Below are 24,373 nucleotides of genomic sequence, written 5' to 3' on the forward strand. Positions count from 1 at the left end.
AATTGTCCGGGGAAGCATTCGATCGCCGGAATATTCCCGTAGTTGGTGACAACTTCAATCGCGGGACGAGTATCATTGGCCTTGAGGCGATGGCGTAAAATCAAGATGGTGCTATCAATCCCTTCGTGGAGGTTGAACTTTTGTTTTTGGTCGCTATCGGCACGGGAGAAAGTGCGGAGACTCTTGCTGATGCTGGTGATGCGATCGCCTCCATCTTTCATTGCTCTGATTAACTTGGGTAAATCAGAGCGTAAATATTCTAGGTCAATTGTCTCTAATTCCTCTTCAATTTCAGTCCCTGGTTGAGGGAATTTATCGTTGTAGAGGTCAATCAGCCCAAATAGGTCGTTGATGGAATCTTGGACAGCACCAACGTTGCCAATAATGCAGCCGACGGGATTGTTGATTTCGTGGGCAACTCCGGCGACCAAGTTACCTAGGGCCGACATTTTTTCACTTTGGACAATTTGAATTTGGGCTTGCTGTAATGAGTTTAAGGCATTTTCTAAGGCAAGGGATTTCTGCTCTAAGGCAAGTTCTGCTTCTTGACGATCGGTAATATCATCTGCCAGCGAAGCAACTCCTATTAACTCGCCATCTGCATTCATAAGTACATTGTTATACCAAACACAAATAATCGTTTTGCCATCCTTTGTAAGATTTTCATTAATACTGTAATTACCACCCTGCTGCGATATAATATCGACGCTGACTCCCTTTAGTTGTGCTTGAATCACTTCAGGAACGATAAATGTGAAGTGACGACCCAAAGCCTCCTGCTTGGTATAGCCAAAGATTCTTTCTGCTGCTGGGTTCCAGTCAGTAGCCAGAAAATTGATATCCCACTCTATGACGGCTACTGGAGTTTGCTTAACCAATAGCTGGAGTCGTTGCTGGGATGCTTGCAACCGAGATTGTTCTGCACTCAACCGATCGAGCGATCGCTCTAGTTGTTGAGCATAATGCTGCGATCGCTCATAAAGTTGGGCATTTTCTAAAGAAATAGCAGCTTGAGCGCATAGCAAATTGAGCAGTTCAACGCGATCGCTCGTGAAAGCACCCTTTGCTAAATTATTTTCTAGATATAAAATGCCCATCAACTTCCCTTGATGCAAAATCGGGCTGCACAAAATACTCTTAGGCTGCTGGCGCATGATATAAGGGTCATTTGCTAAAGTCAGATCGGCACTCGCATCAACTATTACGGCAGTCTGCCTGTTGTGCAAGACTTTGTAAATCAACTTCAGGGGAATATCTTGACTCTCTTCAATGGGAAGGCGCTGCAACACGACAGCCTCTGTCCCCAGGGTAATCAAGCCTTTAATTAACAGGCGATCGTCTCGCAACAGCATTAACACGCATTTATCGGCTCCCGCATTTTCGATGACAATGGAAAGCAACGATGAAAGGAGTTTTTCGAGTTCAATTTCACCTGAGATAGTATGGGAAGCTTTGAGAATCGCAGCTAAATCTAAAGCCACATAAGCACTGCTGCTAGAACTGGCGGAACAGGTGGATGTCACAGTCCCCAAGGTGAAGATAGTGTCGTTAGCGCAAAGAGCAGAACGAGTTTGCTGTAATATGGGAGCAAGTAATTGCGGATAGCGTTTTTCTAAGTCAGCGACTTTGGCTTTCGCACCCCAGCGAGCATAGCCATAGTAAGCTTCAATCGCGTATTCTTGGGCGATGCGCTGTTTATTCCATTGCAAGTAAAACTTGGCTGCCAATTCATTGGCGAGAGCTTCTTCGTTGATAAATTGATGTTCTTGAGCAAGATTTATGGCTCGGTCATAACACTCGCTGGCTGCATTTTTTTCACCCAAAACTCGATAACGCTCAGCCTCCACTAGATACCATTTATGCAAGTGGTTCATCGGGGCATGGTGCGCCCACTGGTGCAGAATCGTTTGATGGGTGGCAGCAACAGCAAGCAGTTCGGCTTGCTCCGGTTCTGGTTGGGTAGGGAAGAGTGCTAGATGAGTTAGCGCGGCATAAAAATGGAAAATAGGAACAAAAATCGAGCCCGATACGGCCATTAAACACAGCTTGGCTTGGGTAATATAGTTGCGTGCATCTGTATAATTACCAAAATAGTAAGCAAGCAGCAGTTTGTAGATATAGGCTTGCGCGATCGCTGTTAAATCGTTATCCTGCTGGTGCTTACTTAGCATCAACGTTTCATTATAAGCATTGCCGAGCAAGCAATATGGTTGACTGACTAATTCAATCAAGTTTTCTGCTGCTTGTTTTCCTAAATTTACATATACTCGAGCAGATTCTTGTTTCACTTGAGCCAAGGCTACACTATAATCAGCCATGTCTTGAATAAAACTATTCAGTTCTTCACCGCTAAAAAACCTGCCATTACTGTGACCACCGAGAGCAAAACCAGCGTGTAAAAAATCTCCAGTTTCTATGCCAGTCTGGTAAGCTGTTTTCAGAGTCGGAATCGTGGCATCTAACCGCTCTCGGTAATGTTGAATAAAGCAACCAAATAGAGACATCACAGCGGATTTAATCTTTTGTATATTAAATTTTTCCAGTAAACTTAGAGCCAATTTACCAAAAGCATAGCCTGCGGAAGGATCTTCCAAGAAAGCACACAATACCATGCCGTGAATACCATACCCAGTTATTGATGCCACGGTATTGCCCGATCGAAGAGATAAATTCACCATCATCGAACTTAGCAATGGCAATAAACCGGGCATTCCTTGAATAATTGGTGAAAACAACATTGCCATCAATTCCATTGCAGCCTGAGCGTTAGGATCGGTCATTAATGGCAGATCGCTCAAGTCTTCAATTTGTCTACCTTCGAGTTGGGTAGCAAGGCTTTGTAGCATTCTGCTAGTCTGGGATTGATCGGGTTCTGTAGGCAGTTCAACCCCCAATTGCTCTAAAGCTTGTCTGCCAATAGCGATCGCCTCCACCACATTACTTTGTAAAACTTGCGCTGCAATTTGAATTTGATAAATTTTTATTTTATCTAAAATCGTTTTAGCCGATCGCAACACGACTGTTGTTATCTGTTCCATGCCCTCAAAATCACTATTCAAATAACTAGCTTCAGCCGCCGCAATATGGAGGTTCAAAGTCAATTCATACTGGCTGTGCCAACAGTTTGTTTGTAGTAGCTCGATTCCTATTTGGAAATATGTCCTTGCTGCTGCGTATGCTGTAGAATTTATCGCCTTACCTCCAGCTTTAAAATTTAGTTGAGCTAATATTTCTTGTTCTCTCGGTTCAGTAATTAACTTAATTCCTTTGTTCAAATGCTCGACAATATCAAACAGTTTTTCCTCTTGTTCTATTTCTGATAAGTTTTGCCTAAGTAACTGTCCAATTTTGAGATGAGTTGCTTGTTTTTGATAGTCGGGAATCAAAGAATAAGCCGCTTGTTGTACTCGGTCATGTAAAAATTTGTAGGTAGCTGTCATTTGTACTCCGTCATTGGTCATTTGTTGTTGTTTGTCTACAGATGACCCTCCTTCGACTTCGTTCAGGGCAAGATGACTATTGACTAATGACTCTTGTTGATAAAATTTATAAACATCACTACTCGGTAAAATCAATCCTTCTTCTAATGCTTTCCACAACTCAGCAGCAGTTTCTATTTCTGAATGTTCCGAAACAATTGCCAAAATAGCTAAATCAAACTGATTACCAATACAAGCAGCTAACTTTAATACATTTTGAGTCGATGGTGGCAATTTTTGTAACTGCAATGCCATAAAAGTTACAACATCATCTGTAAGCAGTTGCTGATTCACTTGAGCAAGGTCGCATTGCCAGCAGCCCGCATCAAAATCAAATTTAATGAAATTTTCTTGATGTAATGCTTTGAGAAGTTGAGTTGCAAAAAACGGATTTCCTTTAGTTTTTTGATATATTAATTGTGAAAGAGTACCTGCAAAAATTCTTGTACATTTCAGCGTTTCACTAACTAATTGATTTACTATTACTTGAGTCAAGGGTGCTAAAACAATCGTATTAATAGTCGATTGTGTTTTTTTGATTTCGCTCAAAGCCAAGATTAATGGATGTACTGGGTTGACTTCATTATCACGGTACGCACCAATTAATAAAAGATGACTTGTATCAGCCATTAAAAGCTGCATTAAGTTCAGTGATGCCAAATCTGCCCATTGCAAATCATCTAAAAATATCACTAAGGGATGTTCTACGCTGGTAAAGACTTGGGTGAATTTTTGAAACAATAAATTAAATCTATTTTTTGCTGCTGTTCCTGCTAATTCTGGAGCAGGTGGCTGTTGACCGATAATTATTTCTACTTCGGGAACGACTTCAATAATGACTTGTCCGCTGTCACCGAGGGCTTCTAAAATCTTAGTTTTCCATTGTTTGATTTGGGCATCGCTTTCACTCAGCAATTGCCCCATTAAATCCCGAAAGGCTTGCACGAAGGCACTAAAGGGAATGTTACGCTGAAATTGGTCATATTTGCCTTTGATAAAATAACCGCGTTGGCGCACGATCGGTTTATGCACTTCGTTGACTACTGCTGTTTTACCAATCCCAGAAAAACCAGCTACCAGCATCATTTCTGTTGCGCCAAGACTGACTCGATCGAATGCTTGCAGCAGTGTTGATACTTCAGCTTCTCGTCCGTAAAGTTTTTCGGGAATTAGGAAGCGATCGCACAGATCCCTTTGTGCAATTTCAAAACTCTGAATTTCCCCAGTTTCTTTAAGCCGATCTAAACATTTTTCTAGATCGGTTTTCAGCCCTAACGCACTCTGATAGCGGTCTTCCGCATTTTTTGCCATCAATTTGCTGACAATTTCTGAGAGTACAGATGGAATTTGTGGGTTAATAGCATTTACTAATGGTGCTGCTTTGGCGATATGGCAATGCACTAACTCCATCGGATCGTTTGATTGAAATGGTAACCCGTTTGTCAGTAATTCGTAGAAGGTAATACCTAAAGAATAAAAGTCAGTCCTGTAGTCAATTCCTCTGTTCATTCTTCCGGTTTGTTCGGGAGAAATGTAAGCAAGTGTTCCTTCTAACACATGGAAATTGAGCAGAGTTTGGGTTTCTTTTGATAATAGTGATGCAATACTAAAGTCGATTAGTTTAACTTGTTTGGTTTCGGGATTGATTAAAATATTGGCTGGTTTAATGTCTTTGTGAATTATCCGGTGGCGTCCGAGTATATCTAAGATGTTGCTGATGTCGATCGCCACTTGCAAAAAATCGCTTAAATCGGGCGGAGTTTCCCCTTGTTCGACCCATTGTTTTAGAGAGATTCCACAGAAGTCTTCCATTACTAGCGCATAGCTGTTTTGGTAGGCTTCCAAGCTGTAGGTTTGGATAATTCCGGGGAAGTTGAGGTGTTTGGCAATGGTATATTGATTGCGAAATTGCACGAGTTCGCTGAAGGTGGGATACTCGTTTTTCAGTAGTTTGATAATAACCGGTAGTTGGTCATCGGTACGGATGGCTTGATAAACTAAGGTGCGAGTCCCGTCATAAATTGTTTGAATAATTTGATAGTTGAAAATTTGACTGTTTGTGCTTTGGTTCTGATTTTGGTGGGAGTTATTCATGGCTATTCTTTCCATAAAATTAGTGAGTGGTTTGTTAATGAGTATGAAAGTCAGGAAAAAAATTAACTGTTTCGCTCTACTTAAGTTGGTAAGCTGATGATAAATTCTGTTCCCGCTCCCGGTGTTGAATTGACGTGAATTGAACCGCCGTGGGTTTCGACTACAATCTGGCGGACGATCGCTAATCCCAACCCAGTACCTTTACCCACAGCTTTTGTAGTAAATAAATGGTCAAAAATCCGCTGTTTCACAGAGTCACTCATCCCCGCACCGTTATCGGCAATTGTAATTTTGATGTGGCGATCGCCCTCCAAACCGATCCGCACCGTGATAAAGTTGGGATTCGCTTCAATTTCCTCGAAACTGCGGCCTTGACTTGACTCATCTAGGGCATCGATCGCATTTGCCAGCAAATTCATAAATACTTGGTTCAGTTGACCGGGAAAGCATTCGATTTTGGGGAGATTCCCGTAGTCTGTGACGACTTCGATCGCAGGACGATGTTCGTTAGCTTTCAGCCGATGTTTCAAAATTAAGATCGTACTCTCAATCCCTTCATGAATATTAAAGGGAACTTTGTAGTCTTTATCGGCTCTGGAGAAGGTGCGGAGGCTGGTGCTAATGCCGCGAATGCGATCGCACCCCACTTTCATCGACGACAGCATCTTGGGCAAATCTTCTAAGGCATACTCCAAATCAATATCCTCAGCATCTCGTTCAATTTCTGCGCCGGGATTGGGAAATTTTTCTTGATATAATTTTAAGTGGCTAATTAAATCGTTAAAGCCAGCATTTGCTTCTGTCAAATTACCCGCAATAAAGCCGACAGGATTGTTGATTTCGTGGGCGACACCCGCGACTAGATTGCCCAAAGCCGACATTTTTTCACTTTGCACTATTTGTAACTGGGCTTGTTGTAAGTCCAAGAGCGATCGCTCTAATTCTTGGGCGTAAGCTTGGGATTGTTGGTACAAGCGGGCATTTTCTAGCGAGATCGCCGCTTGGGCGCACAACAGTTGGATGACTTCAGTGCGATCTTCAGTAAATGCACCAATTGTCAAGTTATTTTCTAGATATAGTAACCCGATGAATTTACCCTGATTCAAAATCGGGGCGCACAGCACACTTTTGGGCTTTTTTTCCATCAAATACGGATCTGCAATAAAATCGTTTTGTGCTGCTGCATTATCCAAAACAACAGTTTTCAAAGTGCGCTTAACATAATTAACCACAGCAGTAGGAACCTCTGCGCTGGCTGACAGCGGTACAGACATTAAGATGACATTTTCCTTGAGGGAGGCTACAGCTTCAATTGCGAGATTCCCATCCTTAAGCAACAGCAGAGCTGCTTTTGTTGCCCCAGCATTTTCGATCGCCACAGACATCAGTGCCGCCAACAATTTTTTTAATTCTATTTCACTTGATAAAGCTTGGGAGGCTTTGAGAATAGTCTCGAAATCGAGGGCTTCGGAAATACTGCTACTGCTAGATTGAGTTGTTTGGATGGTTTGATATAAGACTGAGGATTTATTGATAGTTTGGAGGCGGGTTTCGCTGAGTGCATAACGATTTTGTTGGGTCTGCAATATGGGGCGCAGCAAGTCGGGATAGCGGGTTTCTAGGTCTGCAACTTTGGCTTTTGCCCCCCATCGGGCATAGCAGTAATAGGCATCCTGCATATAAACCTGAGCTATTTTTTCTTTGCCCCAAGTTCGGTAGAATTTAGCTGCTAGTTCGTTAGCCAGAGCTTCTTCTTGGATGTATTCGTTGGCTTTGGCTCCGGAAATAGCCTTGTCGTATAACTCAATTGCTTCTGCTTTCTGTCCTAAAACCCGGCATTTTTCAGCTTCTACTAAATCAACCTTATGCTGGTGATTCATGGGAGCATGGTGCGCCCAATTATCTCGTAACTGGGTTTGGTTTTGTGCCACCCGCTCTAATACTGGTGCAACCTCACCTGAAGGTTGAATTAACTGTGCCAGAGTAATCAAAGAATCATAGAAATAAAAGGCTGGTTCGCTGACTGCTGACCCAGCACCCATTAAATAATTTCGGCACTCAAGAGCATTATTGTTTGCTAGTTCAATTTCTCCAAACAAAAAGCCAAGAGTCAGCTTATACAAATAGAAGTGATACAACCCATATAGGTCATTGGCAGACTCCAGCAGGGGCAGAAATTCCGTCTCTTGGAGGGCTGACCCAGACAAAATGGTGGGATGCGACCCAACTCCCAGTAAATTTAAAACAGATTGCCAATAGATCCGGCAATAATTGGCTGTTCTCAATTCATTAACTTGCACCAAACCATCGTAGTAGGTGTGCGTATCCTGCTCAACATTAGCAAGGGGCTGACCGCACCAAAAAGCATTCAGACAGAAACTATTTCCACTATTTCCGACGTGTTCCAAGATTCCGACTTCTAGTCCAGTTGTGTAGCCTTCTCTCAAGAGTGGTAATGTTTCTTTGATATGAGACTTGCGGTGGAGGATAAACGATCCCAGCAACATTAATACTAAAGGTCTAGTCGTTTTATAACTATGTTTTGAGACAACATTCAAGGCCAACTGACCAAATTTCACTGCTGAATCTACATCTTGTAAGAGATTACAGAGAACCATGCTATAGGAACCATAGTTATGAGCTGAAACAGATATGTTTCCATACTGCAAGGATAATTTGACTGAGAAACAATTCAATAATGGGAACAAGAGAGAGCCAGAGATGTAAGCTGGAGTCAGAAGGCTGGTGGCAATCTCGATAATTGCAAGTTTGTTTGGATCGCTCATCACTGGTAGATTCACAAAATCTGCAATTTCTCTGTCGCCAATCAAATCACTAATCTCTTGCATTGACTGTTGAATATCGCTTAGTGTGGGTGATTCGGTTATTTTTACGCCCAACTGTTGCAGGATTTGGAGTCCGAAGACAATAGCTTCACTCAGTTTAATTTGGGTCACATTTGCTTGAATTTTAATGCGGTAAACATTAATTTTTTCTAGTAAAGAGTGAGTCTGAGCAATAACTGTCTCAATCAACTTTTCCATTGCCTCAAAATCACCGCAGAGCATTGCCAGTTCCGCTGCATCATTATGGAATGATAGAGTCATTTCATATTGTTGCTGCCAAGCATTTTTGCCAAGCAGTGATAATCCAATGCTGGCATATTCACGCCCTGCTTGATAGGCGGTGGCACTTTTGGCTTTGCGACAGGTGATTAGGTTGAGTTGAGCTAATTCTTCTCGTTCTGTTTGTTGAGTAATTAAAGCAGTGCCATAGTTTAATTGATTGACGATTTCAAAAATGCGTTCTTCTCTGGCTTCTAAGGAAACCTGTTGCAGCAGCAGTTGACCGATTTGGTAATGAGCCGTCTGTTTTTCGTCATGGGGAATTAAAGAATAAGCAGCTTGTTGAACACGATCGTGCAGGAATTTATAATTCAATAGTTCATGGTTTACAGCCTCATCTAGCTCCATTTTTTCTAAATAGAACTTGTAAATTTCACTTTGGGGCAGAATTAATCCTTCTTGCAACGCTTTCCAGAGAGCAGTTGCCACTTCAGTTTGGGACTGCTCCGAGACGATCGCCAACGTTTGTAAATCAAACTGTGCCCCAATACAAGCTGCTAATTTCAAGATGGTTTGCGTGGTGTCCGGCAGTTTTTGCAACTGCAACGCCATAAATTCGACCACATCATCCGTCAAAGCCGCAGCTTGAACTCGGACAATATCGCACTGCCAATACCCCGCATCAGCATCAAAGGCAATCAGCTTTTCTTGATGCAAGGCTTTGAGAAACTGGGTGGCAAAGAACGGATTGCCCTGAGTTTTCTGCATCAGCAGGTCAGTCAAAGGCTGTGCCAACCGCTCCGTACAGTGGAGGGTATCGGCGAGCAACTGATTCAAACTAATCTGGCTTAGGGGTTGCAGGGCGATCGTATTCACCGTTGCCCCCGCTTTGCTGACCGTACCTAGGGTCAACATCAACGGATGCGCCGCAAACACTTCATTATCTCGATAGGCTCCCATCAACAGCAGATAACCCATAGTCGATTCTGCCATCAAGACTTGGATCAATTTCAGCGAAGCCGAATCCGCCCACTGCAAATCATCCAGAAACATCACCAAGGGATGCTCTGGGGTGGTGAAGACTTGAATAAACTTTTGGAATAGGAGATTAAATCGATTCTGGGCGGCGGCTCCCGACAATTCAGTAGCCGGAGGTTGCGAACCAATCACCCGTTCGAGTTCTGGAATCACCTCAATGATGACTTGACCACTATCCCCCACGGCTGCAAGAATCTGACTTTTCCAGAGTTGCAAGTGTGCATCGCTTTCACTCAACAATTGCGCCATTAAACCGCGAAATGCTTGGACAAAGGCACTAAAGGGAATATTGCGATTGAATTGGTCAAACTTGCCTTTGATAAAGTAGCCATTTTGCCGCACAATTGGTTTATGAACTTCATTCACAATTGCAGTTTTTCCAATGCCGGAAAAACCAGCTACTAGCATCATTTCAGTTGTGCCGCTACTGACGCGCTCAAAGGCTTCGAGTAGGGTTTCTACTTCGGTTTCGCGACCGTAGAGTTTTTCGGGTATGATAAACCGATCGCACAAATCTCTCTGACCTATTTCAAAACTCTCTATTTTCCCATTTTCTTCTAGTTGACGCAAACACAATTCTAAGTCAAATTTTAGCCCCAAAGCGCTCTGATAGCGGTCTTCAGCATTTTTCGCCATCAATTTGCTGACAATCTCCGAGAGTACCGGCGGGATTTGCGGATTGATTTCATGCAGTGATGGCGGTTGCTTGGCAATATGAGAGTGTACCAATTCCATCGGATCGTGGGATTGAAACGGCAATTGTCCCGCCAGCAATTCGTAAAAAGTCACGCCCAAAGAATAAAAATCAGTTCGGTAGTCAATGCCGCGATTCATCCGGCCAGTTTGTTCGGGAGACAAATAGCCTAATGTGCCTTCGAGTACGTTAGGATTCATCAGGGTTTGAGTTTCCCTCGGCAGCAAAGATGCGATGCTAAAGTCAATCAGTTTGACTTGTTTTGTTTCGGGATTAATTAAAATATTGGCGGGTTTAATGTCTTTGTGAATGATCCGGTGGCGGGAGAGTATATCTAATGTATTGCTGATGTCGATCGCCACTTGCAAAAAATCGCTTAAATCGGGCGGAGTTTCCCCTTGTTCCGTCCAGGCATGGAGAGAGATTCCACCGAAGTCTTCCATTACCAGCGCATAGCTGTTTTGGTAGGCTTCCAAGCTGTAGGTTTCGATGATTCCGGGTAAATTGAGGTTTTTGGCGATCGTGTACTGATTGCGAAATTGCACGAGCTCGCTGAAGTTGGGATACTCAGTCCGCAAGACTTTGATGGCAACGGGCTGTTTGTCGCATTGGCGAGTTCCGCGATAAACTAGGGTGCGAGTTCCTGAGTAAATGCGATCGAGCGTTTGATAACCTATCAATGTAAAATTTTGAGTTTTCATATTTTTATTATCTGCCTCATGGGGGGGGGCTGTTTGTAGCTTAACAGAAGGGAAGATAGTTTCCAACTCCTGTGATAGTTAAGTATAATGAATATGACTGAAATCGCTAAGATTTGTGATTTATATCACTAGAAACTGCATTTTTTAAAATAAACCAATCCAATTTTATTTAAAAATTAAATAGCCTCATCCATATTGGAAGAGTGAATAATAAACTAAGGCAGCCCATGCCGATCGCAGTTACTGCTAATTCGCGATCGAGATTAAAAACTTCTGCCAGCAAAGTAGTACCAAAAGCCGGAGGCATGGCCATCTGTAGCACCAGCGAAAGTCGCGGCGCGCCCACGATACCAACAAACGTTAAACCCGCGCCAAATACCAAAGGAATCAACAGCATTTTAATCACCAGACAACTCAAAACTTGTTGGAGATTATGCAAAGAATTCAAATTGCTCAACTGCATCCCGATCGTAATTAAAGATAAAGTAATTACAGTCCAAGCACCTGTTGTTAACAATTCTTCGATTTTTGCCGACAGTGGCAAGCTGCGGGAGACAAATCCCAAACAGAGAGCCCACAGTGCCGGATTCTGAAAAATTGCCCGCAGGGGAGTTAACCAATCCTGATGCTGCCGACTTTTACCGCAGTGAGAAGCGATCGCAATTCCGAGTAAATTGATTGCCGTACCAGTACCTAGCAAGTCGTAAAACAACGCCCAGGCAAAGTGTTCTGGCCCCAATAAGGACAAGCTGACGGGAATGCCTAAAAAACCTGTATTGCCAAACATCGCCGCTAATAAGAAACTGCCTTGAGTGGGCAAACTCCAAGCAGTTTTGTGTTTTGGGGTATTTTGGGCGAGTCGATTAAGAGTCTTAAAATGTTCCACGCTGACAAACTTTATCAAAATCCAAGCCAGTCCCCCACCTACTATAATTGCCACCCAAGCTGTCAGCGGCGCAATCAAAATAGCGCCAGACAAATTGGCGCGGCGGATGAAAGCAACAATGCTCAACGGCGTGCCAAAAAAGAACAGAAACTTGGCTAAATATGTAGAATAGCGTCTCGGTAGCAGGCGACCGAGAATGAATCCCAACGCCACCCATCCGACTAGATTTAGATAAAGTTTGAGCAGCGGATTTTCTAAATAAAGCATGATTAATTAAATACTTCAGGACTGGCGCGGGCGGTCAGAAACCAGGTTTTTACCAAAATATTTCGTTGTTACCCGCAGATTCGGTAAAAAATCCGGTTTCTGTGGCCTAGATGCACACTACTTTTGGCAACCGTTGCTAAGTATTAATGCTTATTTAGCCTAGCAGATAATTTTCGATTCAGGCCTTGACACCGACAAAAGCGCGTGTCAAAATTGTGTTGAGGAATAAATCAACACAGGTGAAAACGATGGCACGGCAAGCAAAACAATCATCTCAGGTCAAAAGTTCCAGCAGCCAAGCAGCCTCCAATACTCGCACCAAATTTACCCTCTACAATTTTGCCGGAAACGAAAAGGCATTCTATTTAGTCGATCGCACAAATCTCGAAAGAACACCAGGCGATATCCCAGAAAAATCAGTCGCCCACAGCATCATCATTATCGATCGCTCCGGCTCAATGTATTATGACTTAAAACCGCTGAAAGAAACCCTGATCAAGCTTTTAACCTTAGACGAATACAACAATTACCAGCTAATAGTCAGCCTGATTTCCTACGCTGACAATGGAGACGTAATTTGTCACTTCCAGCGAATTCCGATTCAAGAAGTGATGAAAATGGACTCTCAATACATCAAAGCAATTCAAAAGATTCACACCGCTGGCTGTACCTGCATCTCGCAGTCGATGCAGCTTGCAAAATCTCTGGTGAAAGCCGGAGAAGTGACAGCAATTAATTTGCATACAGACGGCTATGCTAATGACCCCAGTGCTAATTCAGAATCTGCCAAATTAGCGGAACTTTGCGACGAACTCAAAGACATGGATGTGTTTGCCAACACCATATCCTATGGCTGTGCTGACTTCAAACTGCTCTCCAAAATCGCCAACACCTTATCGGGAAATTGCATCCGCGCTGGCGAAGTCAAAATGGTTTATGATGCTCTTTACGACAGCACTAAACTGTTAGGCGGTTCCGTGGCACCGCCGCTGGAAGAACCGTTAATTAAGGAATACGATTATCAAGTTTTTGTTTCCAAAACTGGCAAGAAAATAAACGGTTCATCGAGCACTCTGAAAATCTGCGGGCTGAAAGCAGACGATCAGGGACTGTTTTACAAATATCAGCAAGTCACCAAAGAAGAGTATGACAAACTAGAGGTGCCGGTTGCTCAAACTGATGAGTCGGTGTTTGCTTTTGCGAAAGCTAATCTCGCTGACGGCAATTTGAATACGGCGAAGTATGCGCTGGCGAGCACCTTCGATGCTACTTTGACTGAAAAACACGCTAAAGCTTTGACAAATGCCCAAATAGCGGGGTTTACGGAGGATTTGGAAGGGGCTGTGTTTGCGCCTGATGTGTTGCAAAATCATGAAATTGGCGATCGGGTAAAAGTCAGCGATAAAATTTCCCTGCTGGAGTTAATCGAGATATTGGAAGAAAACAACAACAGCATCATCATCAACTTGAAACACTTGCAAGAAAACTATCAGCGCAAAGGTTTGAAGCGAATTGAAGGAAAGCGAGACGAAAACGGCAACCTTGTCAAGCCTTGGCTGAAGACAGAATTTTTAGATGGCGGCGGATATGTGCAAATGGGTTCATTTGCGATCAATCAAAATACCGCTACCATCAATATGCTGATTGCCAGAAAAGTTAAGCTGGTAAAAGTTGAGGATGCAAGTTCAATAACTGAAGTGGCGGGAATTCTGGTAACAGATCTCAATACGTTCAACAATTATACCATTGTCAGCGACGGCGAAGTTAATATCAAGTCACTGCGAACCAAAATCAGCAGCAAAGTAGTGTTTGATTTGCTCAACAAAAGCGGTGTACTGGAAAAAGACGGCTCACCTGTGGCAGAATTTGACTTCCATGCAGAGTACGATATTAAATTAGATAGTTTGCCGCTAGTGCCTTTTGACGGGCGTTACGGTAGCCTTGACGGAGTTTTTGAGGAGCTCGCCAACATTAAAATCATCTCCAGCATCCTCTCGGCTTATTTGAAGGAAGAATCCGAGGCTTATACAGCCCAACAATTGGAAGAATTGAAACAGCACTATTTGTCGAAAAGCTTGTACATCAACTTTCCGACGACTACGGAATATACGGAATTGAAAAGTGCGATCGCCAACGGCGCAGTAGATTCGCGAGTCAGCTACAAAATCGACATCGGCAGCAAAAACATCCTCAACTTCGGCAAATTCCACTCTGCCAACAAATTTCTCGATCGCCTTTATGAAGTTTACCACAAAAACACGGGCGAAAAGCTAGCAAAACCAACCTTCGAGATCACCTTAAACGAGCCAGTCGTCTTCGCCCACAAAACGCTGTCAGCCCGCACCAAAATCACCAAAGTTGACGATTTAATGAAACTGATTTTCGATGAGTTTCTGGGGTTAGAGAATAACGGAATTGTTGCTGCTACTTTAGCAAAAGTTGGTGCAGACAGCTTGCTGCGGCTTCTGCAAGCGAAATGGCAGGAAGAAGATGTCAATCGAGACGAGTTTGTCGCTGCTTTAGCTAGTGCAAACGAGCAACTCGAAACCTACGCTGAAAAAGTGTACAGCGAGAAAGTTTCACCGCTGGTTTTCTACATCGGTTCTACCGGACTTATCCCGGATGAAATGGAGGCAAAAGCGGCGACTGCTGAGGAAATCAATTCTAAATACGGCAACTTGCAATTTTCTAAAGATGAGCAAGAAGGGATGTTTTTTGAAGTCGGCGACTGCATTATTAGCGTGTATGCTAAAAATGAGTATTTCACAGTAGACAGGTAGGAATTAGGGTGGGCAAATGCCCACCTTGATTAAATATGGCTGATTGAAATGAAATGCAAAGGTGCAGCGGTGGCGACTAGGAAATAGGTAGATTAGGGTTAGTCTTAGGTTGCCAAGACGAAAGGAGCGATAGCAAATCTTCTATGATGGGAATCTTTCGAGTTTGTAACTTTCCTTTGGTATTACTTTTGCGAAAGTTTATCCTATCATAGGATAGAGATTAACGCTCTCTAAAAAATCTAGTAGCCAAATTCTCTGCAATTAGGTTATAATGATATAACAACGCGAATTCTCATACGGAGGGCAAGCCAATGACACAAACATTATCAATGTCTGTTCTCTATAAAAAACTCTCGGCGATCGGTTTTCCCAAAAACTTCGTTCGAGAGAAAGGTTTGCCCAGTTGGTGGAATGAAGAACTAGACAACAAACCGGTCGCCGTCCTAGAGGGCGCTGGTCATATTGCCCAACGCCTGCATCTAGACCTCAAGAGTCTCTTAGCCGAGGATAATCAGAAGCCTCAGTTTAAGCCCTTACTCCATACCAAGTTCAAGTACCATCAACAGGATAAAGCAGACGTACCTGATGTTGCCCATCAACTTGCCTCACGGGTTGCGGAAGTCGTAGCTGATACTATAAAGCTCGAATTTCAGCCCATCCCATCCGACCCTCATCAAGTTCGTTCAGAGATAGTTGCCAAACATCCTCAAGTCACTTTATACAGCTTGCTCGATTACTGTTGGGAACATGGTATCGCTGTTGTCTATTTTAAGAATTACCCTAAAAATACCCGCAAAATTAGAGGTATGATCCAATGGCAAGCCGAGCATCCCGTGATTGTCTTGAGTAGTGGTAAGACACAACCCGTATGTCTAGCATTCGATCTTGCCCATGAACTAGGTCATCTCGCCCTTGGTCATATTCAAGAAGGTATTTTGATTGATGATGATATTAAGCGAGACTCTGATGATCGAGAAGAAATAGATAGCAATCGATTTGCAGTTAAACTGCTAGTCAACAGTTTTGACAACTCCGTCGGCAAGAAAAGATTTAACAATGCAAAAGATCTAAAGAATAAAATCATTCAACTTATTCAAAGTGACTCAACTATTGATCCTTCTGCATTAGCTTTAAATTATGGCTGGTATAATAAAGATTATTTTGCATTGTCTATGGGATGTGTAAATTTAATCAATCCTGCTAAAGAAGGACACAAGACTATTAACAAATTTTTAGAGCAGCACCTAAATTGGGATGAATTAAGTGACGACAATGCTGATTACTTAGACCAGATTTTAGGAGAATAGCTTTGTCTGCTTGTATCTATTGCATCGATAATGACATCATCAAAAAGCTTGCTACATTCCAGCTATTCGATAATACTCTTAAATTATTTGATGCTAGTTATGAGCAAGTTAAAATCCTAGAAACTGCAAAATATAAATTTCAAAAAGATTGGGAAAAATTTGAAGGAGGGAAAAGTCGAAAAACAGAAGATCGTGTTATTAAGTATAAACAAGTTCTTTACCTTACTAAAAATTTAGCAAACATATCTGAAGCTGATATTGATCGAGAAATTTTTATCCAGTTATCTAATATTGAAAATATCGATGAAGGTGAGGCGATTATCACAACTCATGCTATCAAACTTATTCAAAACGATAAATCTGCTCAGATTTTTACTGGAGATAAAAGATTCATCAAAGCCTTAGCCAAGGTTAACTTACCTATCATTCAACAATCTCTAAGTAATCGATTATGGTGTTTAGAACAGCTTGTTCTCAAAAATATTGAAGACTACGGATTTGAGACTATTCGAGATTTGATTGTTCCAGTTCGAGAATGTGATACACAAATTAAGGCTGTTTTTGGTTCAGGATCACAATCAACAAGTGACAACTCCTTACCTACTTTAAAAGATTCTATTGAGAAGCTTCGAGAGGAGGCAGGCAATCTACTAAATCCTTACAATTAGATTTAAGATAGGACGGCGGTTGAAACCGCCCTCCACTTAAAACGGAATTTCCTCATCTTCATCTTCCACAGTCTTAGCAGTCATCCGCCAACTGGTAATATACTCAATTTGCACGTCAATTTTGTTAATTGCATCCCCTAACTGCCTTTGAATGTATTGAGTCAGCGTCACCATAAAATCCAACTCAACTCCCACAGATAGCGCAAGTTTAGCCAAGCTAGCAAAATCTACCTTCAAAATCGAGGAACTTGATAACTTAAAATGAGGAGTATTGCCCTTATTTTGCACCAACATTGCTTTTTTAATCCGCTCTTTCAGATGCTCAACTTCCGAATCCAGCAACTTCCATTCAGGCAAAATTTCTTGATACCTTTTCCCCAACCCTGTTAAATCCTCAGTCTCCGGTTCCGGCACAATTTTCTTAGTAGTTGATTTTCGACCCTGCTTCATCGTAGAATTCAACCGCCAACTAGCAATATCTTCAACTTCCAAAGATGGATGAGCGATGACTTCTCCTAACTGTTTTTGAATTTCTTTTGTCAGCGTCACCGGAAAATTTAACTCAATTCCCTCAGTTTGCGTTAGTTTCGCCAGCGTCATAAAATCAACTTTCATCGTTATCGAACTGGCAAGCTGAAAATAAGCACTGTCTTTGAGCTTTTGCGCCATCATCCCCGCTTTAAATCGTTCTTTAACTTCAGCAATTTCTGAATCTAGGGGCTTCCAATGAGATTCTATTTCCTGATATTTTTCCCCCAATGATATCAAGTTTTCCGTTGCCGGTTCGGGGTAACATTGGGCAAGGATTTCTAGCAGTCGCTGATGCACTTTGGCTAAATAAACTGCGTCCATCTTGGCATATTCTAGCTGCTTCTGAGTCAGAGGACGGTTGGCCCAGTTGCCGCTTTGTTCTGTTTTATCTACATAAGCAATACCGCAAAGTGTTTCTATTAAAGTTTTGAGTTGTCGGTTGGGTAATGGCAGAATGTAAGCTGGAATCTTTCTAGCCATTTGCAATGTGCAAGTGACATTTTGCGCGTCGTCATTTCCCAGAAATCTGATGTCATAGCTGGCGTTGTGCAAGACTTTTTCAATATTTGGATTTACCATGATTTGGCTGATGAAATCTTTTGCCAATTCCGGTTTATCCAAGACATCTAGTAGAAAAGTAGCATCTCCAGTCGAATCTGTGGAGTCAGCTAACACTTGAATTAGAGATAATCTGGGGTTGGATTTATAGTCTGCTATTTCTGTGTCAACCCACAGGATTTTAGCTTGTGAAAATTTAGCGATGAGTGATTTGATGTCGTTTTCTGCTGTTAAATAAGGCATTTTTACAGACTTTTGCTATTAACTTTAGGCTTATATTATGCTATAGCAATTATCGTGTCAATTGTCAATGATTCCAGCGCCGGATACACGCAGACATCAGAAACCCGGTTTCTTGCGTGATTTCTCGTTACTAAACATAAAACTCGTAGAAACCGGGTTTCTCGCCCTTGGCGTCAGCCTGTGCACAGTACACACCCTACAAACTACGAACTTCCTCTAAAAACCAGTTACCTACTTCTGTATTGTCCGTCTGGCGACTGCGGCGCAAAGCTTCCTCTAACAAAGCAACTTTTAACCCCGGCAAAACTTGAGATTCCGTCAAACGTTCGCTTCCCCGGTTAGCAATTATTTTAAAAGCAATAACTTGCGCTTTTTGTACGTCTACTACCCAATATTCAGACACTCCTAATTCTTCATAGATCATTCTTTTTGTACCCAAATCGTCAACCAGAGAACTGTCAGCAATTTCGATCGCCAAATCTGGGGCCACTGCGCTATCCAAATTCACTACAGAACTACCGCGAGGTGCCGTTTGCACCCTCTCTCCGATGTAGTAACAAGCATCAGGTTGAGCACCTCTGACACCCGTTTTGGCGTAGCTACAATTGACCAGCAGTCTCATTTTGATACCTTTAGCAATGCCAAATAAATTGATTAAGATGACGATAATTCCATTATCATCAGCATGATCTGGCCCGACTGCTGCCATTTCAATCCTCAACTGTCCGTTGTAGTAGTAGCATTTTGCGCGATCGTACTCCGGCTGTTTAATGATTTCTATATATTCATCCCAAGTCGCCGTAACCCAGGTATCAGTTAGTAGTTTGGCTTGGAGTTGAGTCATCATTACCTCACCGAGAACAATCTTTGACTTTGGAAGGAAGACTTCTGAGTAGGGGCGATCGCAGTTTTAGCTTTATTCTTTAGTCCGCGGAGGCGGACATCGTTTGTATAGACGCGGTTTCAACCGCCGAGTCCAATTGCTTTGAGCATTCAGCAGCAGTAAGGTGCACCGCAGCGCACCCTACAAACCATTAACCTATGACTATTCTGCCACTTCCTCGGATGCCGCTTCTTCGGCCGATTCCTCACCCGCAGGCGGCACCAAAGCCACAGCTACGATCGAATCATCCTCATCCAAGCGCTGCACCCGCACGCCTGTTGCAGTGCGCGATTGCGTAGAAATTGCACTCACAGCCTGACGGATAATAATCCCTCGGTTGGTAATAATCATCAACTCATCGCTTTCGTTGACAATTCGCAGCGCGGCCACCTGATCCTTGCCTTTTTTAGACTTGAATTTAGTAGCCGTCAATCCCTTACCTGCACGTCTTTGGAGGCGGAATTGAGAAACTGGAACCCGCTTTCCGTAGCCGTTAGTTGTGATTACCAACACCGAAGGAATTTCGCTGCTAACTGTGGGAATTTCTTCGGCATCTTCGCCTTCAATTTCCTCAGCTTGCGTGTCTAATTCTTCGTCTTCCAATTCCACATCTTCTGCTTCCAATTCAGCAATTTCTGCCCCTTCCAATTCCGAATCTTCTGTTTCTAACAGAGCAATATCTGTTCCTTCCAATTCCGAATCTTCAGTATCAGCAATTTCGGCAACAATGGAACTCGGCAGAATGTCCATGCTGATCAACTCATCGCCCGATCGCAATTTCATCGATTTCACACCCCGCGTCGCGCGGCCAACAGGGCGCAACTGTTCATGATTGGTGCGGAAATGAATCGCCATGCCTTGGCGCGTGCCGATGATGATGCTATCACCAACTTTTGCTCTCCGTACCCAGCGCAATTGGTCGCCTTCTTCCAGAGAAATCGCGATTAAGCCATTAGTGCGGATGTTAGCAAAAGCTGAAAGTGCGGTTTTCTTGATGTAGCCGCCGCGAGTCAACATCACCAAGTATTCTTCACTGGTAAATTCTGTCACTGACACCATAGAAGTGATTTTTTCTTCTATCGGAATCGGCAGCAGTTGCACCACGGGAGTACCACGGGCAGTCCGCGAACAAATGGGGATTTGATAAGCTTTGACAGAGTAAACTACGCCCCTGTCACTGAAGAACAAAACGCTGTCATGATCGCAGCAAGAAAGGAAATGTTCGACTCCATCATCTTCCTTCATTTTCGCGCCTGCTTTGCCGCGAGTAGCGCGACTTTGGGCCTCGAAAGTGCTGACAGGCATCCGCTTGATGTAGCCTTGCTCTGTGATCAGAATAATTGCTTGTTCGTTGGCAATTAAATCTCTTTCATCGATTTCTCCTTCGGCGTGTTCGATGACGCTGCGTCTAGGAGTGGCGATTTTGGTTTTGATTTCGAGAGCTTCAAATTCGGCGATTTCTAAAATGCGTTCTCGGCGCGCTAAGATATCTTCCAAATCGGCAATTTTGGTTCGCAGTTCTTCGTGTTCTTGCTGGATCTTTTGTGCTTCTAATGCTGTCAAACGCCGAAGCTGCATTTGCAAAATTGCGTCTGATTGTTGTTCGGAAAGACCGTAATTATCAATCAGTTCCTGTTTCGCTGCTGCGGAGTCGGCAGCGGCACGAATTAGGTGAATAATTGCATCTAAGTTATCTAGCGCAATTAATAAACCTTGCAGGAGATGGTCGCGTTCTTCTGCTTTGCGGAGTTCGTATTGAGTCCGGCGAGTAATTGTCTCAATGCGGAAGTCGAGGAAGACATTGAGGAATTGTGAGAGCGTCAGTAGTTGGGGTTCCCCATTTACTAGCGCTAACATATTGGCTCCAAAATTTGATTGGAGTGGTGTTTGTTTATAGAGGTTGTTGAGGACGACGCGGGGATAGGCATCGCGCTTGAGTTCGATCACGATGCGCATTCCGTCTCTATCGCTTTCGTCGCGAATGTCGGAAATCCCATCTAATCTTTTGTCGTTGACAAGTTCGGCAATTTTCTCAATTAGCGCAGCCTTGTTTGTTTGGTAAGGCAATTCGGTGATAATAATTGCTTCTTTGTCGGGGCGGCCGACGTGTTCGATGGTTTCAATGCCAGCGACTCCGCGCATGGTAATCGAACCGCGCCCGGTGGTGTAAGCATCGCGAATGCCGCCTCTGCCGAGAATTTGCCCTCCGGTGGGAAAGTCTGGGCCGGGAATGTACTCCATCAATTCCAGGTCGGTAATGCCTGGATTGTGGATTAGCGCTAAGAAACCGTCAATTATTTCGCCCAAGTTGTGCGGCGGAATATTGGTGGCCATCCCTACGGCAATCCCGGAGGAACCGTTGAGCAAAATTTGGGGGATGCGTGCAGGGAGTACGAGGGGTTCTTGTTGGGAACCGTCGAAGTTGTCGCCGAAATCTACTGTTTCGGAGTCGATGTCGCGCAGCATGGAGTCGCTAGTCAGGGCTGTGAGGCGACATTCGGTGTACCGCATGGCAGCGGGGGGGTCGTTGTCAACGGAGCCGAAGTTGCCGTGGCCGTTGATTAGGCGTTCCCGCATGGAGAAATCTTGAGCCATCCGCACCAGCGCATCGTAAACCGCTGTATCTCCGTGGGGGTGATACTTACCGAGCACCTCCCCGACGACGCGGGCGCATTTGCGGAATGGTCGATCGGGAGTCAAGCCCAATTCGTTCATGGCGTAAAGAATGCGTCGGTGAACGGGCTTGAGACCGTCCCTCGCATCTGGTAGCGCCCGACCGACAATTACGCTCATGGCGTATTCCAAGTACGATCGGGACATCTCACCACCCAGATCCGTCGGGATTATCCGCGACTCAGAGATACTCATAGGTTGAAAAACTCCGTTAAAACTTTAGATTTGACCGCTATAAATGCCAAAATGCGATAAAATCGATTTGGATTCAGTAGAGTTGCCAAATATTGCAAATTACTCCTAAAATTATATCACAATTTGCCTTGGATTTTATGGGAAAGTTGCCAGAAAAATTAAGGGACGAAACCAGGACAATTGATAATTTGACAGTTGGTGATTTAGTCATCAATTGACAAAAGCTAGAAAGGTTTTTTTAGGCGATCGGCTTTCATGCTTTGGTGAGTTTTTTTGACAGCCATCTAAAAAAAATAAATGGTTGCCCGATCGCAATTAAAATTTCATAAAGTCGAATGCCTTCTTAAAGCAAACTGAAAATCTAAAATCTAAAATCTCCTGATGCTACCCATCATCTACTCCGAAGATTTCTTGCTGCACAAGACTGGAATGCTTCACCCAGAGCGACCAGAACGTTTGACGGCGATCGTCAATGCTCTGAAAGCTGCTCCCTGGGCCGATCGCCTTGAGTGGCAACTGCCCACCCCTGTTGCAGATCGCGAACCAAAACTGTTGTCCGCGATCAAAAAAGTTCACGCGCCAAGATACATCAAAGAAGTCGAACATTTGGCAAAGCGGGGAGGCGGCTACCTCGACGGTGACACGCCAATTTCTGCTGAAAGTTACGATGTAGCGCTGCTGGCGGCGAGTGCTTGGCTCGATGGAGTCGATCGAGTTTTAGCAAGTAACGAACCGGCTTTCGTACTGGCCAGGCCGCCGGGACACCACGCTGAGAGTGCGCGCGCGATGGGATTTTGCTTGTTTTCCAATGCTGCGATCGCCGCTCATTACGCCCTGGAACAGCCGGGAATCAACCGCGTCGCCGTCCTTGACTGGGACGTACACCACGGTAACGGCACTCAATCGTTGGTGGAAAACTGCCGCCAAATTGCCTACTGTTCCCTGCACCAATCTCCGTGCTATCCGGGAACGGGAGACTCAGACGAGCGCGGCGCCTACAACAACGTGCTGAACATTCCGCTGTATCCGGGCGGCGGGATAGCTGAATACCGCAGTGCCTTTGAATCTCTTGTCGTACCGTTTTTGTCAAATTTCAAACCTGATTTGTTGATTGTCAGCGCCGGTTACGACGCTATTGCGTCCGATCCGCTGGCGAGTATGAATCTGGCGCCGTCAGATTTCGGTACTTTCACCGGATATTGTCTACAAATCACTCGCCGCATCGCCTTTGGTTTGGAGGGCGGTTACGCGCTGAAAGAGTTGGCCGAGTCGGTGGTGACGACTATTGATCGATGCCTCAATTAGCTGGAAATTTGGCAGACGTTGAGAAGGGGTTAGGGCGGGATTGAGAGCTTTTGAGGCCGATCGCGAAAGTTGAGATTTGCCGATCGGGCGATCGGTCTTCTTCCCTTCTTCCCTCTCACCTCTTCCCTCTCACCTCTTCCTTCTTCCTTCGATCAACTGTCAACTGTCAACTGTCAACTGTCAACTGTCAACTGTGACCAGCATCACAAATTCCCAAGATCTGAATCACTTAGCATCAAAGTCTCGGTCACAAATTTGTAGCGTAAAAATCACAGCGTGTCAATGTTTTCGATCGCATAAATCGGCGATCGCACAGAGCATAATAGATCTATAACAAGCCTGTGTAAATTTTATCTGTCTCAATCAACTAGGAGGTTTATCATGTCAGTTTCCCAAATGACACTCGAAGAATTATTTGGTCAAGTCATGTTTTCCAGTATCGTGACTCGCCACGACCGGAGACAGCTCAGATCCGCACTCCTAGAAAGAACCCTGAATGAAGATGAGTATGCCATCATCAACCGACTGCTGTACAATGTGCGTCGCGGTTGGGTAAAAATTGTCGATTAAAGACGTGGCAGCCAACTCCATTTGTGGAAGTCAAAAGTAGAAATTGCCACCTCCGAAAGTTTTTAGTATTTAATACTGGGATAGACAATTTGATATCTTTGAAAGCGGTGTTAATGATGAAAATCGCGATCGACATCAGCCTAGACGTAGAGATAATTATAAAACAACAGGTTTCGGGTGCATCTCTACTGGTTAAAAAATTATGAGTTTTGAGTTGCTAACTTCCAAGTTTGAATTAACTCAAGACTTATATTTTTTTTGTAGGCAAAAATTTATATTTGAGATGAGGAAAGACTGATGGCGATCGGGTTGGGAACCGCTATCTGTGTTGAGATTTTTTCAACGGATATCAAAACTTAAAACTATCAGCAGTTTCCGGTTCAGGAGGAATGTGCGATCGCCACAAGCACAGGAAGTCGGAATGGTCGATCGTCCA

At 43.8% G+C, this 24,373-nt stretch carries 11 protein-coding genes; 5 read left to right on the forward strand and 6 right to left on the reverse strand.

The genetic code is table 11. The features are described 5' to 3' along the window. The 3 genes from QUB52_RS12145 to QUB52_RS12155 all read right to left on the reverse strand — a co-directional run. Positions 1-5,573 (reverse strand): trifunctional serine/threonine-protein kinase/ATP-binding protein/sensor histidine kinase (locus tag QUB52_RS12145; RefSeq protein ID WP_332976185.1); only part of this gene is annotated, 5,573 nt, incomplete at its 3' end. Positions 5,574-5,653: 80 nt separating this feature from the next. Then, positions 5,654-11,071: a trifunctional serine/threonine-protein kinase/ATP-binding protein/sensor histidine kinase gene (locus tag QUB52_RS12150; RefSeq protein WP_265236967.1), complete on the reverse strand. Its 5,418-nt coding sequence runs from the start codon at positions 11,069-11,071 to the stop codon at positions 5,654-5,656. 169 nt (positions 11,072-11,240) lie between these two features. Next, positions 11,241-12,224 (reverse strand): AEC family transporter, encoded by a 984-nt coding sequence (locus QUB52_RS12155; protein ID WP_265236965.1) that lies wholly within the window; start codon positions 12,222-12,224, stop codon positions 11,241-11,243. A 248-nt stretch (positions 12,225-12,472) separates the two neighbouring features. On the opposite strand from QUB52_RS12155, the gene QUB52_RS12160 reads away from it, so the two are divergent. The 3 genes from QUB52_RS12160 to QUB52_RS12170 all read left to right on the forward strand — a co-directional run bounded on the left by QUB52_RS12160 (position 12,473) and on the right by QUB52_RS12170 (position 16,979). Further along, a complete protein-coding gene (locus tag QUB52_RS12160; protein WP_332972970.1) occupies positions 12,473-15,004 on the forward strand; it encodes a vWA domain-containing protein in 2,532 nt (843 codons plus the stop codon). 311 nt (positions 15,005-15,315) lie between these two features. After that, positions 15,316-16,311 carry an ImmA/IrrE family metallo-endopeptidase gene (locus QUB52_RS12165; protein WP_265236960.1) on the forward strand — a complete coding sequence of 332 codons (996 nt, stop codon included), beginning with the start codon at positions 15,316-15,318 and terminating at the stop codon, positions 16,309-16,311. 2 nt (positions 16,312-16,313) lie between these two features. Continuing rightward, complete coding sequence (locus tag QUB52_RS12170) at positions 16,314-16,979, forward strand: hypothetical protein (RefSeq protein ID WP_265236958.1); 666 nt, start codon at positions 16,314-16,316, stop codon at positions 16,977-16,979. A 36-nt stretch (positions 16,980-17,015) separates the two neighbouring features. Here the strand turns inward: QUB52_RS12170 and QUB52_RS12175 are convergent, their stop codons facing one another. From QUB52_RS12175 to gyrA, 3 genes are all read right to left on the reverse strand, one after another. Beyond that, the gene (locus QUB52_RS12175) at positions 17,016-18,311 is read right to left on the reverse strand and encodes a ribonuclease D (protein ID WP_332972969.1); all 1,296 of its coding nucleotides are present in this window, start codon (positions 18,309-18,311) and stop codon (positions 17,016-17,018) included. 196 nt (positions 18,312-18,507) lie between these two features. Beyond that, the gene (locus QUB52_RS12180; protein WP_332972968.1) at positions 18,508-19,158 is read right to left on the reverse strand and encodes a Uma2 family endonuclease; all 651 of its coding nucleotides are present in this window, start codon (positions 19,156-19,158) and stop codon (positions 18,508-18,510) included. A 198-nt stretch (positions 19,159-19,356) separates the two neighbouring features. Further along, positions 19,357-22,062 carry a DNA gyrase subunit A gene (gene gyrA, locus QUB52_RS12185; RefSeq protein WP_332972967.1) on the reverse strand — a complete coding sequence of 902 codons (2,706 nt, stop codon included), beginning with the start codon at positions 22,060-22,062 and terminating at the stop codon, positions 19,357-19,359. A gap of 381 nt (positions 22,063-22,443) precedes the next feature. Here gyrA and QUB52_RS12190 point away from each other — a divergent pair, with 381 nt between their 5' ends. After that, on the forward strand, positions 22,444-23,367 hold the full coding sequence (locus tag QUB52_RS12190) for a histone deacetylase family protein (protein ID WP_332966996.1): 924 nt from the start codon (positions 22,444-22,446) through the stop codon (positions 23,365-23,367). A 381-nt stretch (positions 23,368-23,748) separates the two neighbouring features. Then, the gene (locus QUB52_RS12195) at positions 23,749-23,937 is read left to right on the forward strand and encodes a hypothetical protein (protein WP_265236950.1); all 189 of its coding nucleotides are present in this window, start codon (positions 23,749-23,751) and stop codon (positions 23,935-23,937) included. The last annotated feature ends 436 nt before the right edge of the window (positions 23,938-24,373 follow it).

The sequence above is a fragment of the Microcoleus sp. A6-C6 genome, from assembly GCF_036705955.1.
In the GTDB taxonomy this organism is placed as follows: domain Bacteria; phylum Cyanobacteriota; class Cyanobacteriia; order Cyanobacteriales; family Microcoleaceae; genus Microcoleus.